Consider the following 14997-nt stretch of genomic DNA (forward strand, 5'->3'; position numbering starts at 1 on the left):
AGAGGACGCACGCACCGTGACGACCGACGCCTACCAGGACGCCTTCCACGAACCGTGGCAGCTGAGGGCCGCGTTCGCGCGCTCGCTGTCCGACATGTACGGGCGGGAGGTGCCCGCCTACACGACGCTGCTCGAGGTGTCCCACGACGTCAACGCCGACGTCGTCCGCGCCCGCGGCGCCGACGCCGAGCGGCTGGGCTCCATCGACCGCGTCACCGCCGAGCGGCACGGCGCGATCCGCGTGGGCACGCCTGCGGAGCTGCAGCAGGTCGCGCGGATCTTCGGCGCGATGGGCATGCACCCCGTGGGCTTCTACGACCTGCGCGACGCGTCGTCGTCCTCCGTGCCCGTCATCTCCACCGCGTTCCGGCCGACCGACCGCGCCGAGCTGGCGCGCAACCCGTTCCGCGTCTTCACCTCCATGCTCGTGCCGTCCGACCGCCGGTTCTTCAGCGCCGACCTGCAGGCGCGGCTCGAGACCTTCCTGAGCGGTCGGTCGCTGTTCGGCCCCGAGCTGCTGGCGCTCGCGGACCGCGCGGAGGCCGACGGTGGCCTGGGCGCCGCCGACGCGGCCGACTTCCTGCGCCTCGCGACCGCCGCGTTCGAGCTGGGGCGCGAGCCGGTCGACCAGGCCTGGTACCGGGAGCTGGAGGCCGTCTCGGCCGTGGCGGCCGACATCGGCGGCGTGCCGTCCACGCACATCAACCACCTCACCCCGCGCGTGCTCGACATCGACGACCTGTACGCCCGCATGGCGGCGCGCGGGATCACGATGATCGACGCCATCCAGGGCCCGCCGCTGTGGGAGGGGCCGGACGTGCTGCTCCGGCAGACCTCGTTCCGGGCGCTCGCGGAGCCGCGCACGTTCCGCACGCCGGACGGCGACGTCGTGCAGGACTCCCTGCGCGTGCGGTTCGGCGAGGTCGAGGCGCGCGGGATCGCGCTCACGCGGGCCGGCCGGGCGCGGTACGACGCCGCCGTCGTCGAGGGGGCGACGCCCGAGGTGTGGCGCCGCACCTTCCCGGACACCGAGGCCGAGCTCGCCCGGCAGGGCCTGGGCTACTTCACCTACGAGGTCGGCGACGACGGGACCCTGACCCGCGAGCCGATCGTCTACGAGGACTTCCTGCCCCGCTCGGCGGCCGGCATCTTCCAGTCCAACCTCACGGAGGAGGGCTCCAAGGACGCCAGCCAGACGGGCGAGGAGCGCGACGCCGACTGGATGGCCGGCGCCGTCGGGCGCGAGCTGTTCGACCCCTTCGACCTGTACGCCGCGCAGGTGGCGGCGTCGCGCGACCGCGCGGCGCAGCGCCTCGGCGTCGACCCCCACCACCTTGAGACCCAGGGAGCGGAAGCATGACCACCCAGACCTCCACCACACTCACGACCGAGCTGCGCGACGCCGCGCTCGCCGCCCTGACCCGGATCGGGGCGGACGTCCCGGCGGCGTCGGACGTCGGGCTGCCCGTCGTCTCGCCGCTGAGCGGCGAGACGCTGCTGACGCTCCCCGAGGCGGGCGCCGCCGACGTCGACGCGGCCGTGACGTCCGCCGCGGAGGCCTTCCGCACCTGGCGATCCGTGCCCGGGCCGGTGCGCGGCGGCGTCGTGCGGCGCCTCGGCGAGCTGCTCACCGAGCACAAGGCGGACCTGGCCGAGCTGGTGACCATCGAGGCGGGCAAGATCACCTCCGAGGCGCTGGGCGAGGTGCAGGAGATGATCGACGTCTGCGACTACGCCGTCGGCCTGTCGCGGTCCCTCGGCGGGCGCACGATGCCGTCCGAGCGCCCCGGCCACCGGCTCATGGAGCAGTGGCACCCGCTCGGCGTCGTGGGCGTCGTCAGCGCCTTCAACTTCCCGGTCGCGGTGTGGTCGTGGAACACCGCCGTCGCTCTGGTCTGCGGCGACACCGTCGTGTGGAAGCCGAGCGAGAAGACGCCGCTGAGCGCGCTCGCGTCGAACGCGCTGCTGCGGCGGGCGCTCGCGGAGGCGGGCTTCCCCGAGGCCGTGAGCCAGGTGGTGCTCGGCGCCCGCGAGGCGGGGGAGGCGCTCGTCGCGGACCCCCGCGTCGCGCTGCTGTCCGCCACCGGGTCGGAGCGGATGGGCCAGCAGGTGGCGCCCGTCGTCGCCGGGCGCGGCGGCCGGTACCTGCTGGAGCTCGGCGGCAACAACGCGGCCGTCGTCGCGCCGTCGGCGGACCTCGACCTCGCCGTGCGGGGCATCGTGTTCGCCGCGGCAGGGACGGCCGGGCAGCGGTGCACGTCGCTGCGGCGGCTCATCGTGCACTCCTCCGTCGTGGACGACCTCGTGGGGCGCCTCGAGACGGTCTACGCCGGGCTGCCGGTCGGTGACCCGCGCGCCGACGGCACGCTCGTCGGGCCGCTCACCGACGCCGGCGCACGCGAGCGGATGCTCGCGGCGCTCCAGGAGGCGCGCGCCGACGGCGGCACGGTCGTCGTCGGGGGAGAGGCGGTGGACGTCGACGGCGCGCCGGGCGCGGCCTACGTCGCGCCCGCGCTGGTGCGGATGCCGGGGCAGACGGACGTCGTGCGCCGGGAGACCTTCGCCCCGATCCTCTACGTGCTCACCTACGACACGCTCGAGGAGGCCATCGCGCTGCACAACGACGTCCCGCAGGGGCTGAGCAGCGCCATCTTCACCCTCGACGTCCGCGAGGCGGAGACGTTCCTGTCCGAGGTCGGCTCCGACTGCGGCATCGTCAACGTCAACATCGGCACGTCCGGGGCGGAGATCGGCGGCGCCTTCGGCGGCGAGAAGTCCACCGGCGGCGGCCGCGAGTCGGGCTCCGACTCGTGGAAGCAGTACATGCGCCGCGTCACCAACACCGTGAACTACTCCACCGAGCTGCCCCTGGCCCAGGGCGTGAACTTCGGCTGACCGGAGTGTTGTGAGCGCGATTTCGGGGACTATTCGAGGGCGAATAGTCCCCGAAATCGCGCTCACAACACTCCGAGGCGGGTGGGCATGACAGCATGACAGGTGTCATGGCCACGTCGTGACAGGCGACCCTGCAGGTCAGGGCGCCGCGCGACGACGATCGAGGCATGACCTCGACGAGCACCACACCGCCCGCGCCGCCGGCGCTCAGCCTGCGCGGGCTGCGCAAGGAGTTCCCCTCGCCGGCCGGGCCCGTCCGCGCGGTCGACGGCATCGACCTGGAGATCGCCCCCGGCGAGGTGGTGGCCTTCCTCGGCCCCAACGGCGCCGGCAAGACCAGCACGATCGACATGGTGCTCGGCCTCAGCGCCCCCACCGCGGGCACGGTGCAGGTCTTCGGCGCCGACCCCGCCGACGCGATCGCCGCCGGCCGCGTGGCCGCCGTCATGCAGACGGGCGGGCTGCTGCGCGACATCACCGTGGGCGAGACCGTCGCCCTCACCGCGGCGCTGTTCGGCCGCGACGGGTCCCCGGCGCCGTACCTGGAGCGGGCCGGCATCGCCGACCTCGCCGACCGCATGGTGGGCAAGTGCTCCGGCGGGCAGCAGCAGCGGCTCCGCTTCGCGATGGCGCTGGTCAGCGAGCCCGACCTGCTGCTCCTCGACGAGCCCACCACCGGCATGGACGTGGAGGGCCGCCGCGAGTTCTGGTCGGCCATCCGCGCCGACGCCGCGGCCGGCCGCACCGTCGTCTTCGCCACGCACTACCTGGAGGAGGCCGATGCGTACGCCGACCGCGTCGTGCTGGTCAGCCGGGGCCGCGTGGTCGCCGACGGCTCCACCGCGGAGGTGCGCAGCCTCGCGTCCGGCCGCACGGTGAGCGCCCGGATCGACGACGACGGCGAGCGCGCCGCCGTCGTCGCCCGGCTGCGCGACCTGCCCGTCGTCGACGCCATCGACCACCGCGGCTCGCGGCTCGTCGTGCGCACCCCCGACTCCGACGTCGTCGCCCGCTACCTGCTCACGCAGACCGGCGCCCGCGACCTCGAGGTCGCCTCCGAGAACCTCGAGGACGCGTTCGTCGCCCTCACCACCACCGCGGCGCCCGGCGCCGCCCGGACCACCGACGGAGCCACCCGATGAGCGCCACCACCTCGACCGCCGGCGCGGCGCCGGTCGCCCCGACGACCCCTGCCGCGCGGCCACGCATCCGCACCTCGGCGGCGGTGCGCACCTACCTCGCCCTCGAGCTGCGCCGTGCGCTGCGCAACCGGCGCACCCTGATCTTCTCGACGGTCATGCCGCCGGTGCTCTTCCTGATCTTCGGGCTGCAGGGCGACTACGCGAACCAGAGCACGGGGAACGGCAACGTCACCGGGTGGATCGCCGTCTCGATGGCGCTGTACGGGGCCATGGTGACCGCGACCGGCGGCGGGGCGAGCGTGTCCGTGGAGCGCGCCCAGGGCTGGACCCGGCAGCTGCGCCTGACCCCGCTGCGGCCCGCCGCGTACGTCGCGGTCAAGGTCGCGGGCTCGATGGTGCTGGGCGCGGTCTCCGTCGCTCTCACGCTCGTCGTCGCGGCGTGCACCGGGGCCCAGATGTCGGCGGGGGCCTGGGCGCTGTGCGCGCTGCTGGCCTGGGTGGGCTCCCTGGTGTTCGCGGCGTTCGGCCTGTTCATGGGCTATCTCCTGCCCGCGGAGAACGTCATGCAGATCCTCGGCCCGCTGCTCGCCCTGCTGTCGTTCGCCGGCGGCCTGTTCGTCCCGCTCGGCGACGGCTGGTGGGCCACCGTGGCGCAGTTCTTCCCCACCTACGGGCTGGCCGAGCTGGTGCACGCGCCGCTCGGGGGCGACCTCGGGCCCGCGGCCGTCGTGAACGTGGTGGCCTGGGCCGCGATCTTCGCCGCGGGCGCCGCCTGGCGGTTCCGCAAGGACACGGCGCGGGTGTGAGCAGCCGTGCCGGACCTCCTGCCCGCCGCCCGCCGGGGCGTGGCACGGTGGGGGACGTGACCCCGACGTCCCCCGCCGTGCCGTCCGCCGGGCCCGCGAGCAGCGCCACGGTCGACCGCGCCGCTGCGGCCGCGCCCGGCGCCCCGCCCTGGGCGCGGCGCCGCATGGGGCTCTTCGTCTCGGTCGTGTGGGTCGTCTTTCTCGCCGAGCCCTTCACGGCGTCGCTCGACGCCGAGACCCTGGCGCTGCGCGTCGTCGGGGTGCTCGGGGTGCTCGGCGTGGGCGGGGTCTTCGCCGGGACGGTGCTGACCCTCCAGCGCCGGGGCCGGGTGCCGCGCCGCGCCGCCGTCGTCCTGATCGGGGTCCAGACGGCGTGCGTCGCCCTGTCGTGCCTCGCCGCGCAGGAGCACGGCCTCGTCGGGCTCGTCTTCGTCTGCGTCACGGCGATCTACTCGCTCGGGGGGCGGGCCCCGCTGTGGATCCTCGCGGCGAGCATCGTCGTCATGCTCGTGCTGCCGCGGGTGCTGCCGGGCTGGGCGACGGAGGACGGCAACGCGCTGGCGGTGGTGCTGGCGAGCGCCGCCGTCTACGGGTTCACCCAGGTCATCGACCGCAACCGGCGCCTGATCGCCGCGCAGCAGGAGCTCGCCGACCTCGCCGTCGCCCGCGAGCGCGAGCGCATCGCCCGCGACATGCACGACGTGCTCGGCCACTCGCTCACCGTCATCTCCGTCAAGGCGGAGCTCGCTGCGAAGCTGCTGCGCGCCGGCGCGCCCGACCGGCCCGAGACCGCGCCCGAGGCGCGCGCGGCGGACGAGGTGGCCGACATCCAGGACCTGGCCCGCGGGGCGCTCGCCGACGTGCGCGGCATGGTCGCCGGGTCACGACGGATCACCCTCGCGGGCGAGCTGGCCGCCGCCCGGTCCGCGTTCGACGCGGCGGGCGTCGCGGCCGACCTCCCCGGCGCCGTCGACGCCGTCCCCGCCGACCGGCGCGAGCTGTTCGCGTGGGTGCTGCGGGAGGGCACCACCAACGTGCTGCGGCACGCGGGCGCGTCGCGCGCGGTCGTCACGCTCGCCGCCGGCTCGCTCGCCGTGGAGGACGACGGCCGCGGCCACCCGGGGCCACGGGACGACGGCGGCGGGCACGGGCTGACCGGCCTCGCAGCTCGCGCCCGGCAGGCCGGCGCGGTGCTGGAGACGGGCCCGAGCCCGCTCGGCGGCTTCCGCCTCGCCGTGACCGCGCGCGACGGCGCCCCGGCGCCCGGTGCCAGGATCGACCCGTGATCCGACTGCTGCTCGCCGACGACCAGGCCCTCGTGCGCGGCGCCCTCGCCGCCCTCCTCGACCTCGAGGCCGACCTCGAGGTCGTGGCCCAGGTGGGGCGTGGCGACGAGGTGCTGGACGCCGCCCGCGAGCACGCCGCCGACGTCGCCCTGCTGGACGTCGAGATGCCCGGCCTCGACGGCATCGCGGCCGCCGCGGCGCTGCGCCGCGAGCTCCCCGCCTGCCGCTCCCTGGTCGTCACGACGTTCGGGCGGCCCGGCTACCTGCGTCGCGCGCTCGACGCCGGCGCGAGCGGGTTCGTCGTCAAGGACACGCCCGCCGAGCAGCTCGCCGACGCCGTCCGCCGCGTCCACGCCGGGCTGCGCGCCGTCGACCCGGAGCTCGCCGTCGCGTCCCTCGCCGTCGGCGCGAGCCCCCTCACCGAGCGCGAGCGGCACGTGCTCGCGCTCGCGGCCGACGGCGGCACGGTGGCGCAGGTGGCGGCGGACGCGTTCCTCTCCGAGGGGACGGTGCGGAACTACCTGTCGGCCGCCATCGGCAAGACGGGCGCCCGCACGCGGGCCGAGGCCGTGCGGATCGCGCAGGACAACGGCTGGCTCTGACCCGGCGGGTGTTGCGGGCGTGACGAATCTGACCGTGGGTGCGCATCGACGGTTTGCGACAATGGAGGACGTGACCTCCACCCTCGATCCCGTCAGCACGCCGGCGCCCGGACCCGGCGTCCCCGCCGACGCGGCGCGCGTCCTGCCGCCGTTGCAGATCGGGCCGATCACCGTGGACACCCCGGTGGTGCTGGCCCCGATGGCCGGCGTCACCAACCGGGCCTTCCGCACGCTGTGCCGCGAGGCCGGCGCGTCGCAGGGCTACGACCCCGGGCTGTACGTCGCGGAGATGGTCACCAGCCGCGCCCTCGTGGAGCGCAACGTCGAGGCGCTGCGCATCGTGACCTTCGGCGACGACGAGACGCCCCGCTCCGCGCAGGTGTACGGCGTCGACCCCGCGACGGTCGGCGCAGCGGTGAAGATCATCGCCGGCGAGGACCGGGCCGACCACGTGGACCTCAACTTCGGCTGCCCCGTGCCCAAGGTGACGCGCAAGGGCGGCGGTGCCGCGCTGCCGTGGAAGCGGCAGCTGTTCACCGACATCGTGCGCGCCGCGGTGACGGCGGCCGAGCCGCACGGCGTCCCCGTCACGGTCAAGATGCGGGTGGGGATCGACGACGAGCACCACACGTTCCTCGAGGCGGGGCAGATCGCGGAGTCCCTGGGCGTGGCGGCGGTCGCGCTGCACGGGCGCACCGCGGCCCAGCACTACTCCGGCACCGCCGACTGGTCCCAGATCGCTCGCCTCAAGGAGGCCGTGCGCACGGTCCCGGTGCTCGGCAACGGCGACATCTGGTCTGCCGAGGACGCGCTGCGCATGGTCCGCGAGACCGGCGCCGACGGCGTCGTCGTCGGGCGCGGCTGCCAGGGCCGCCCGTGGCTGTTCGCCGACCTCGCCGCCGCCTTCCACGGCACGACGACGCGCGTGCGCCCCGGCCTGCGCGAGGTCGCCGACACGATCTACCGCCACGGCGAGCTGATGATCGACTACTTCGACGGCGACGAGGGCAAGGGCATGCGCGACCTGCGCAAGCACATGGCCTGGTACCTCAAGGGCTACGTCGTCGGCGGGGACGCTCGGCACGCGCTCGCGATGGTCTCGACGCTGGCCGAGCTGCGCGAGCGGCTCGACGCCCTCGACCTGGAGCAGGGCTACCCGGGCGAGGACGCCGAGGGGCCGCGCGGCCGCGCCGGCTCGCCGAAGCAGCCGCACCTGCCGTACGGCTGGCTCGAGTCGCGCGACCTCGACGCGGCGTTCGAGGCCAAGCTCCGCGAGGCGGAGCTCAGCGTCAGCGGCGGCTGACAACGACCTCGGCTCAGGGGTCAGGCGCGCAGCCAGACCGTGGTGTCGGCGGGCACGCGCGTCTGCGGGTGGGCGGAGCGGTCGGTCATGACCGGGCCGGAGGCGAGCAGCACCTCGGCGCCACGGGGCAGCAGCACCGGCTCCGTGCCGAGGTTCGCCAGCACGACGACGTCCCGGTTGCGCAGCGCGACGACGTGCGGCGAGTCGGCCCAGGCGTCCAGCCACGCGAGCGCCCCCTGGCCGAGCCCCTCGGCCTTGCGCAGCGCGAGGGCGGCCCGGTAGGTCTCGAACGTCGAGCCGGGGACGCCGTACTGCACGTCGGCGGCGTAGCGTGCGAACGACTCGGGCTGGGGGAGCCACGGCTCGCCGGCCGGCCCGAAGCCGTACCCGGGGGCGTCGGCCGCCCAGGGCAGCGGCACGCGGCAGCCGTCGCGACCGGCCTCGGCGCCGCCCGTGCGGAAGTGCCCCGGGTCCTGGCGCACCTCGTTGGGCAGGGACGTGTGCTCGGGCAGGCCGAGCTCCTCGCCCTGGAAGAGGTACGCGGATCCCGGCAGGCCGAGCATGAGCAGGCTGGCGGCGCGGGCGCGGCGCAGGCCGAGCTCCTCGTCGGGCTGCGGGTCGGTGGCGAAGACGCCGTTGACCTTCCGCGACGGGTCGGCGGAGCCGAGCCGCGACGGGTGGCGCACGACGTCGTGGTTGGACAGGACCCAGGTGGTGGGCGCGCCGACCTCGTCGTTGGCGCGGTACGACGCCTCGACGACGGTGCGCAGGGCGGCGGCGTCCCACCCGGTGGTGAGGAACGAGAAGTTGAACGCCTGGTGCATCTCGTCCGGGCGCACGTAGCGGGCGAGGCGGCTCAGGGGCTCCACCCACGCCTCGGCGACGAGACAGCGGTCGCCGTCGTACTCGGCGAGCACGCGGTGCCAGGCGCGGTAGATCTCGTGGACGCCGTCCTGGTCGAACATCGGGCCCTGGTTGCCGGCGCCGGTGGAGCCGTCCTCGGGGGCACCGGGGTCCACGTCACCGGTGCTCTCGTCGGCCGTGTCGTCGGCCGAGCCGGCGACCATCTCGACGTGCCCGTCCCAGTCGGGCAGGCCGTCGGCCTTGATCATGCCGTGCGCGACGTCGACGCGGAACCCGTCGACGCCCCGGTCGAGCCAGAAGCGCAGCACGTCCTCGAACTCCGCGCGCACCTCGGGGTTCGTCCAGTCGAGGTCGGGCTGCGTCGAGTCGAACAGGTGCAGGTACCACTGTCCCGGGGTGCCGTCGGGCTCGGTGACGCGCGTCCAGGCGGGGCCGCCGAAGATCGACTGCCAGTTGTTGGGCTCCTGCGAGCCGTCGGCCCCGCGGCCGTCGCGGAACAGGTACCGCGCCCGCTCCGGGGAGCCGGGGGCGGCGGCGAGCGCCTGCTGGAACCAGGCGTGCTGGTCGGAGGTGTGGTTCGGCACGAGGTCGACGATCACGCGGATGCCGCGGGCGTGGGCGCCGGCGAGCAGGTCGTCGAAGTCGGCCAGGGTGCCGAACAGCGGGTCGACGTCGCGGTAGTCGGCGACGTCGTAGCCCGCGTCGTTCTGCGGGGAGCGGTAGAACGGGGACAGCCAGACGGCGTCGACGCCGAGCGTCTCGAGGTGGTCCAGGCGGGCGGTGACGCCCGGGATGTCACCGATGCCGTCGCCGTTCGCGTCGGCGAACGACCGCGGGTAGACCTGGTAGATCACGGCGTCGCGCCACCACTGCCGCGCGGCGCCGCTCCCGGCGTGCACGACGGCGCCGGTGCGGAGCAGGTCGGCCGTGTCGCCGCCCGTGCGGTGGGCCGGGGGAGCGGCGGGTGCGGACGGGGTGGAGGTCATCGCTGGCTTCCTCACCTGATCGGGGTCTGGGGTCGGCACGGTCGGGTCGATCCGTGTCAGACCGTCGAGTGTAAGCGTTGCTGCAAGAGTTGCAGCAACCGCCCCCGGAATGCGACCCCTCAGGCCTTCGGCGCGGCCCCCGTGGAGCCCCGCACGACCAGCTCCGGCGCGAACAGCAGCTCGGTGCGGGTGGCCTGCTCGCCCTGGATCTCGGTGAGGAGCGCGCTCACCGTGGCCCGGGCCATGGCCTCGACGGGCTGGCGCACCGTGGTCAGCGGCGGCTCGGTGAACGCGATGAGCGGCGCGTCGTCGTACCCGACCACCGAGACGTCGTCGGGCACGGACAGGCCGCGCGACCGCGCGGCGCGCACGGCACCGAGCGCCATGAGGTCGGAGGCGCAGACGACGGCCGTGTGCCCGGCGTCGAGGAGCTCGGCGGCCGCGGCCTGCCCGCCCTCGAGGGTGTACAGGCTGGAGCGGACGTGCTCCCGGGCGGCGGTCTCGTCGTCGGCCAGGCCGTGCCGGACGAGCGCGGCGAGGAACGCGGCGAGCTTGCGGCGCGAGGGGACGTAGCGCTCCGGGCCGATCGCGAGGCCGATCCGGCGGTGGCCGAGGGTGACCAGGTGCTGCACCGCGACGTCCACGCTGGCGGCGTCGTCGGGCGAGACGAACGGTGCGTCGATCCCCGGCGCGTAGCCGTTGACCAGCACGATCGGCACGCCCTGGCTGCGCAGCATCGAGTAGCGGGTGTGGTCGGCGCGGGTGTCGGCGTGCAGCCCGGAGACGAAGACGATCCCGTCGACCGAGTGGTCCACGAGGGTGCTGACGTACTCGTCCTCGGTGGTGCCGCCCGGCGCCTGCGTGCACAGGAGCGGCGTGTAGCCGCGCTGGGCGAGGATCGACTCGATCGCCTGCGCGAAGGCGGGGAACACGGGGTTCGTCAGCTCGGGGACGATGAGGCCGACGAGGCCGGCGGACCGGCCGCGGAGCACCGACGGGCGCTCGTACCCGAGGACGTCGAGGGCGGCGAGCACGGCCTGCCGGGTGGAGCTGGCGACGCCGGGCTTGCCGTTCAGCACGCGCGACACGGTGGCCGTCGACACGCCTGCCTGCTCCGCCAGGTCGCTCAGTCGGGTTCGCACCCGAGGAATCGTAGGGGACACGGGACCTCCTCGTCCTGGGGTGGGACGCCGGCGGGTCGGCCGCCGGTCGCCTGCGCGTCGCCTCCTGGTTGCCGCGCGTTGCTGAAAAGTTATCGCAAGATCTTGCATACGGCTGCAACGGTCCGTACGTTGTGGGCATCAAGGGCCCCGCGACGAACGCGTCGCGTGGGTCGTCCACCGATGACAGCTGGGAGTTACCACGATGCGAAGGAGCATCCTTCTCGCCTCGGCCCTGGCCACCACCCTGGCCCTGACGGCGTGCGGCAGCGGCGAGCCGAGCGGCGACGCGAGCGCCGACGCGGACGCGAGCGCCACGCCCTCGGCCTCGGGCTCGCTGACGGTCTGGGTCGACGAGACCCGCGAGGCCGCCGTGACGACGGCCGCCGAGGCCTACGAGGCGGAGTCCGGCGTCGACGTCGAGATCGTCCAGAAGAACTTCGAGGACATCCGCGCCGACTTCCTCGCCCAGGTGCCCACCGGCGAGGGCCCGGACATCACCGTCGGCGCCCACGACTGGCTCGGCGAGTTCACCGCGAACGGCGTGGTCGCGCCGATCGAGCTCGGCGACTCCGCGGGCGACTTCATCCCGGTGTCGGTGCAGGCGTTCACGCAGGACGGTCAGGTCTACGGCCTGCCCTACGCGATCGAGAACATCGCGCTCATCCGCAACACGGAGCTCGCCCCCGAGGCGCCGAAGACCTACGACGACATGGTCGCGGCGGGGAAGAAGGCCGGCACCAAGTTCCCGTTCCTCATCCAGTCGGACGGCGACAAGGGCGACCCGTACACGTACTACCCGTTCCAGACGTCGTTCGGCGCCCCGGTCTTCGAGCAGAACGACGACGGCTCGTACCGCCCGGAGCTCGCCCTCGGCGGCGAGAACGGCGAGGCCTTCGCCACGTGGCTCGGCGAGCAGGGCGAGGAGGGCAACCTCAGCACCGACATCTCGTACGACATCGCGGTCGAGGCGTTCGCCAAGGGCCAGTCGCCGTTCGTCATCGGCGGGCCGTGGATGCTCGAGCAGTTCAAGGACCTCGACCTCGCCGTCGACCCCATCCCGGCGCCGGGGGACCAGCCCGCGCAGCCGTTCGTGGGCGTCCAGGGCTTCTACGTGAGCGCGCAGAGCAAGAACGCGCTGCTCGCGAACGACTTCCTCGTCAACTACATGTCGACGCCCGAGGCGCAGACCGCGCTGTTCGAGGCCGGCGGCCGCCCGCCGGCGCTGGTCGAGGCCGCGGACGCCGCGTCCGAGGACCCGCTGGTCGCGGGCTTCCGTGAGGTCGGCGCGTCGGCCGTGCCGATGCCGTCGATCCCGGAGATGGGCTCGGTCTGGTCCTTCTGGGGCGTCACCGAGGCGAGCATCATCTCGGGCAAGGCCGACGACCCGGTCAAGGCCTGGAACAAGATGGTCTCCGACATCGAGGGTGCGCTCGGCTGATGTCGCGTGCCCGCTACAAGGGCGCCGTGGCCGGCTCCGGGACCTTCTCCGGAGCCGGCTTCGCCGTCAAGCTCGTGCTCATCGCGCTCGTGGACGCGCTCGGCGTCTTCGGCGTGCTCGCCGCGTGGCGTGCCGGGTCGTGGGGGATCCTCGCGGCCATGGTGGCGCTGCTGGTCGCCGCGAACTGGGTGTACTTCACCAAGCGTGCGCTGCCGCTGAAGTACATCCTGCCGGGGCTGGCGTTCCTGCTCGTCTACCAGGTGTACGTCGTCGGCTACACCGGCTACGTCGCGTTCACCAACTACGGCGACGGCCACAACTCCACCAAGGAGCAGGCGATCGACGCCCTCCTGGTGCAGAACGAGCGCCGCGTCGAGGGGTCGCCGGCCCTGCCGCTGACGGTCGTGGAGGACGGCGACGGCGAGCTCGGCTTCGCGGTCGTCGAGGACGGCGTCGCGGAGGTCGGCACCGCCGAGGAGCCGCTCGCGGCCGCGCCCGACGCCACGCTCGACGGCGGCGCCGTGACGGCGGTGCCGGGCTGGACGGTGCTGGACCGCGCGACGGTGCTGCAGCGGCAGGAGGAGGTCACCACCCTGCGGGTGCCGGTGTCCGACGACGCCGCCGACGGCTCGGTGCGCACGCAGGACGCCCGGACGGGCTACGTCTTCCAGCCGGTGCTGGAGTACGACGAGGCCGCCGACACGATGACCGACACGTCGACGGGCGTGGTGTACACGCCGAACGACGAGGGGCAGTTCGCCTCCGCCGACGGCGAGACGCTGCCGGTCGGCTGGCGGGTCACGGTGGGCTTCGAGAACTTCGCGACGGCGTTCGGCGACGAGCGGTACGCGGGCCCCTTCGTCAAGATCCTGCTGTGGACGTTCGCGTTCGCGGTGCTGTCGGTGGTCACGACGTTCGCGCTGGGCATGTTCCTGGCGATGGTCTTCAACGACACGCGGCTGCGCGGGCGCAGGATCTACCGGACGCTGATGATCCTGCCGTACGCGATGCCGGGGTTCCTCGCGGCCCTGCTGTGGTCCGGCATGCTCAACAAGAGCTTCGGCGTGATCAACCAGGTGCTGCTGGGCGGCGCCGCGATCCCGTGGCTCACCGACCCGTGGCTGGCCAAGCTGTCGGTGCTCGGGGTGAACCTGTGGCTCGGCTTCCCCTACATGTTCCTCATCTGCACCGGGGCGCTGCAGTCGCTGCCCGGCGACGTGTACGAGGCCGCGCGGATCGACGGCGCCGGGAAGTGGCGCACGTGGCGGTCGATCACGATGCCGCTGCTGCTCGTGGCCACCGCGCCGCTGCTCATCTCGAGCTTCGCCTTCAACTTCAACAACTTCACGCTGATCAAGATGCTGACGGGCGGCGGGCCACGGTTCGACGACGCGTCGGTGCCCCTGGGGCACACGGACATCCTCATCTCGATGGTCTACAACGTGTCCGGGCTCGACGGCTCGGCCCCGCGCGACTACGGCCTGGCCAGCGCGCTGTCCATCGTGATCTTCGTGGTGGTCGGGGTCATCTCCGCCGTCGCGTTCCGCCAGACCCGCAAGCTCGAGGAGATGGTCTGATGACGACGGCGACCGAACAGGTGCTGCGGCACCGGATGAAGCCGGGCCGCTGGGCCCGGGAGCTGGGCTGGCGGCACGTCGTCGGCGTGCTCGCGGTCCTGTACGCCGTCTTCCCGATCGTCTACGTGGTGTCCGCCTCGCTGTCGCCGAGCGGCACCCTCACGGGGTCGAACGAGCTGTTCGCCCAGGTGAGCGGCGTGAACTATGCCGACCTGGGGAACACGAAGTTCTGGACCTGGATGGGTAACACGCTGGTCATCGGGGTCGCGACCGCCGTCGGCACCGTGCTCATGGGCGCGGCCGCGGCGTACGCGTTCTCGCGCTTCCGGTTCGCCGGTCGCCGGCTGGGGCTGACGTCGCTGCTGATCATCCAGATGTTCCCGCAGATGCTCGCGTTCGTCGCGATCTTCCTGCTGCTCATCTCCCTCGGCGAGGTGGTCCCCGCGCTGGGCCTCAACTCGAAGCTGGCGCTCATCTGCGTCTACCTCGGCGGCGCCCTCGGCGTGAACACGTTCCTCATGTACGGGTTCTTCAACACCGTGCCGCGGGAGCTCGACGAGGCGGCCAAGATCGACGGCGCCACGCACGCGCAGGTGTACTGGACCATCATCCTGCGGCTCGTGACGCCGATCCTCGCCGTGGTGGCACTCCTGAGCTTCATCAGCACGTTCGGCGAGTTCATCATCGCCCGCGTGGTGCTCCAGTCGGAGTCCAACTGGACGCTGGCGGTGGGGCTGTACGGCTGGGTGTCGTCGCTGCTCGAGGCCAACTGGGGCCTCTTCGCCGCGGGGGCCGTCCTCTCGGCGATCCCCGTGCTCGCGCTGTTCCTCTTCCTGCAGAAGTACATCGTGGGCGGCCTGACGGCGGGCTCCGTCAAGGGCTGAGCCGCGCACCGCACGGCGGCCGCCGCACGGACCCGGGAAATCCGCCCGGGA

12 protein-coding genes are annotated in these 14997 nt (G+C 73.7%); 10 read left to right on the forward strand and 2 right to left on the reverse strand.

Annotated elements, in window-relative coordinates:
• The first annotated feature begins 16 nt into the window (after nt 1-16).
• From hglS to dusB, 7 genes are all read left to right on the forward strand, one after another.
• Nucleotides 17-1360: a 2-oxoadipate dioxygenase/decarboxylase gene (gene hglS / locus ACQP60_RS11505; RefSeq protein WP_429732372.1), complete on the forward strand. Its 1344-nt coding sequence runs from the start codon at nt 17-19 to the stop codon at nt 1358-1360.
• A complete protein-coding gene (gene amaB, locus ACQP60_RS11510; protein ID WP_429732375.1) occupies nt 1357-2895 on the forward strand; it encodes an L-piperidine-6-carboxylate dehydrogenase in 1539 nt (512 codons plus the stop codon). The genes hglS and amaB overlap by 4 nt, the downstream gene beginning before the upstream one ends.
• A gap of 167 nt (nt 2896-3062) precedes the next feature.
• Nucleotides 3063-4037, forward strand: coding sequence for an ABC transporter ATP-binding protein (locus ACQP60_RS11515; RefSeq protein WP_429732378.1), 975 nt, complete (start codon nt 3063-3065; stop codon nt 4035-4037).
• Entirely contained in the window at nt 4034-4843 is an 810-nt protein-coding gene (locus ACQP60_RS11520) for an ABC transporter permease (RefSeq protein WP_429732380.1), read from the forward strand. The genes ACQP60_RS11515 and ACQP60_RS11520 overlap by 4 nt, the downstream gene beginning before the upstream one ends.
• Nucleotides 4844-4899: 56 nt before the next feature.
• The gene (locus ACQP60_RS11525; protein WP_429732382.1) at nt 4900-6129 is read left to right on the forward strand and encodes a sensor histidine kinase; all 1230 of its coding nucleotides are present in this window, start codon (nt 4900-4902) and stop codon (nt 6127-6129) included.
• The gene (locus ACQP60_RS11530) at nt 6126-6731 is read left to right on the forward strand and encodes a response regulator transcription factor (RefSeq protein WP_429732385.1); all 606 of its coding nucleotides are present in this window, start codon (nt 6126-6128) and stop codon (nt 6729-6731) included. Before ACQP60_RS11525 ends, ACQP60_RS11530 begins: the two co-directional genes overlap by 4 nt.
• Nucleotides 6732-6792: 61 nt before the next feature.
• A complete protein-coding gene (gene dusB, locus ACQP60_RS11535) occupies nt 6793-8034 on the forward strand; it encodes a tRNA dihydrouridine synthase DusB (RefSeq protein ID WP_429732388.1) in 1242 nt (413 codons plus the stop codon).
• 20 nt (nt 8035-8054) lie between these two features.
• Here dusB and ACQP60_RS11540 read toward each other — a convergent pair whose 3' ends face one another.
• Together ACQP60_RS11540 and ACQP60_RS11545 are read right to left on the reverse strand one after the other, a co-directional pair.
• A complete protein-coding gene (locus ACQP60_RS11540) occupies nt 8055-9884 on the reverse strand; it encodes a glycoside hydrolase family 13 protein (RefSeq protein ID WP_429732391.1) in 1830 nt (609 codons plus the stop codon).
• Nucleotides 9885-10003: 119 nt separating this feature from the next.
• Complete coding sequence (locus tag ACQP60_RS11545) at nt 10004-11026, reverse strand: LacI family DNA-binding transcriptional regulator (RefSeq protein ID WP_429732394.1); 1023 nt, start codon at nt 11024-11026, stop codon at nt 10004-10006.
• A gap of 223 nt (nt 11027-11249) precedes the next feature.
• Here ACQP60_RS11545 and ACQP60_RS11550 point away from each other — a divergent pair, with 223 nt between their 5' ends.
• From ACQP60_RS11550 to ACQP60_RS11560, 3 genes are read left to right on the forward strand one after another with little or no spacing between them, the layout of a single operon-like run.
• Nucleotides 11250-12485 (forward strand): sugar ABC transporter substrate-binding protein, encoded by a 1236-nt coding sequence (locus ACQP60_RS11550; RefSeq protein ID WP_429732397.1) that lies wholly within the window; start codon nt 11250-11252, stop codon nt 12483-12485.
• Nucleotides 12485-14062 carry an ABC transporter permease subunit gene (locus ACQP60_RS11555; RefSeq protein ID WP_429732399.1) on the forward strand — a complete coding sequence of 526 codons (1578 nt, stop codon included), beginning with the start codon at nt 12485-12487 and terminating at the stop codon, nt 14060-14062. The genes ACQP60_RS11550 and ACQP60_RS11555 overlap by 1 nt, the downstream gene beginning before the upstream one ends.
• The gene (locus ACQP60_RS11560; protein WP_429732402.1) at nt 14062-14946 is read left to right on the forward strand and encodes a sugar ABC transporter permease; all 885 of its coding nucleotides are present in this window, start codon (nt 14062-14064) and stop codon (nt 14944-14946) included. Before ACQP60_RS11555 ends, ACQP60_RS11560 begins: the two co-directional genes overlap by 1 nt.
• Nucleotides 14947-14997: the final 51 nt, after the last annotated feature.

This window comes from Isoptericola variabilis, assembly GCF_050311655.1.
Lineage (GTDB): Bacteria > Actinomycetota > Actinomycetes > Actinomycetales > Cellulomonadaceae > Isoptericola > Isoptericola variabilis.

Bases quoted from the DNA above. Each gene is read 5' to 3' on its own strand.
- ACQP60_RS11515 (WP_429732378.1), top strand. From the start codon at position 3,063: ATGACCTCGACGAGCACCACACCGCCCGCGCCGCCGGCGCTCAGCCTG.
- ACQP60_RS11540 (WP_429732391.1), bottom strand. From the start codon at position 9,884: ATGACCTCCACCCCGTCCGCACCCGCCGCTCCCCCGGCCCACCGCACG.
- dusB (WP_429732388.1), top strand. From the start codon at position 6,793: ATGGAGGACGTGACCTCCACCCTCGATCCCGTCAGCACGCCGGCGCCC.
- amaB (WP_429732375.1), top strand. From the start codon at position 1,357: ATGACCACCCAGACCTCCACCACACTCACGACCGAGCTGCGCGACGCC.
- ACQP60_RS11560 (WP_429732402.1), top strand. From the start codon at position 14,062: ATGACGACGGCGACCGAACAGGTGCTGCGGCACCGGATGAAGCCGGGC.
- ACQP60_RS11550 (WP_429732397.1), top strand. From the start codon at position 11,250: ATGCGAAGGAGCATCCTTCTCGCCTCGGCCCTGGCCACCACCCTGGCC.
- ACQP60_RS11520 (WP_429732380.1), top strand. From the start codon at position 4,034: ATGAGCGCCACCACCTCGACCGCCGGCGCGGCGCCGGTCGCCCCGACG.
- ACQP60_RS11555 (WP_429732399.1), top strand. From the start codon at position 12,485: ATGTCGCGTGCCCGCTACAAGGGCGCCGTGGCCGGCTCCGGGACCTTC.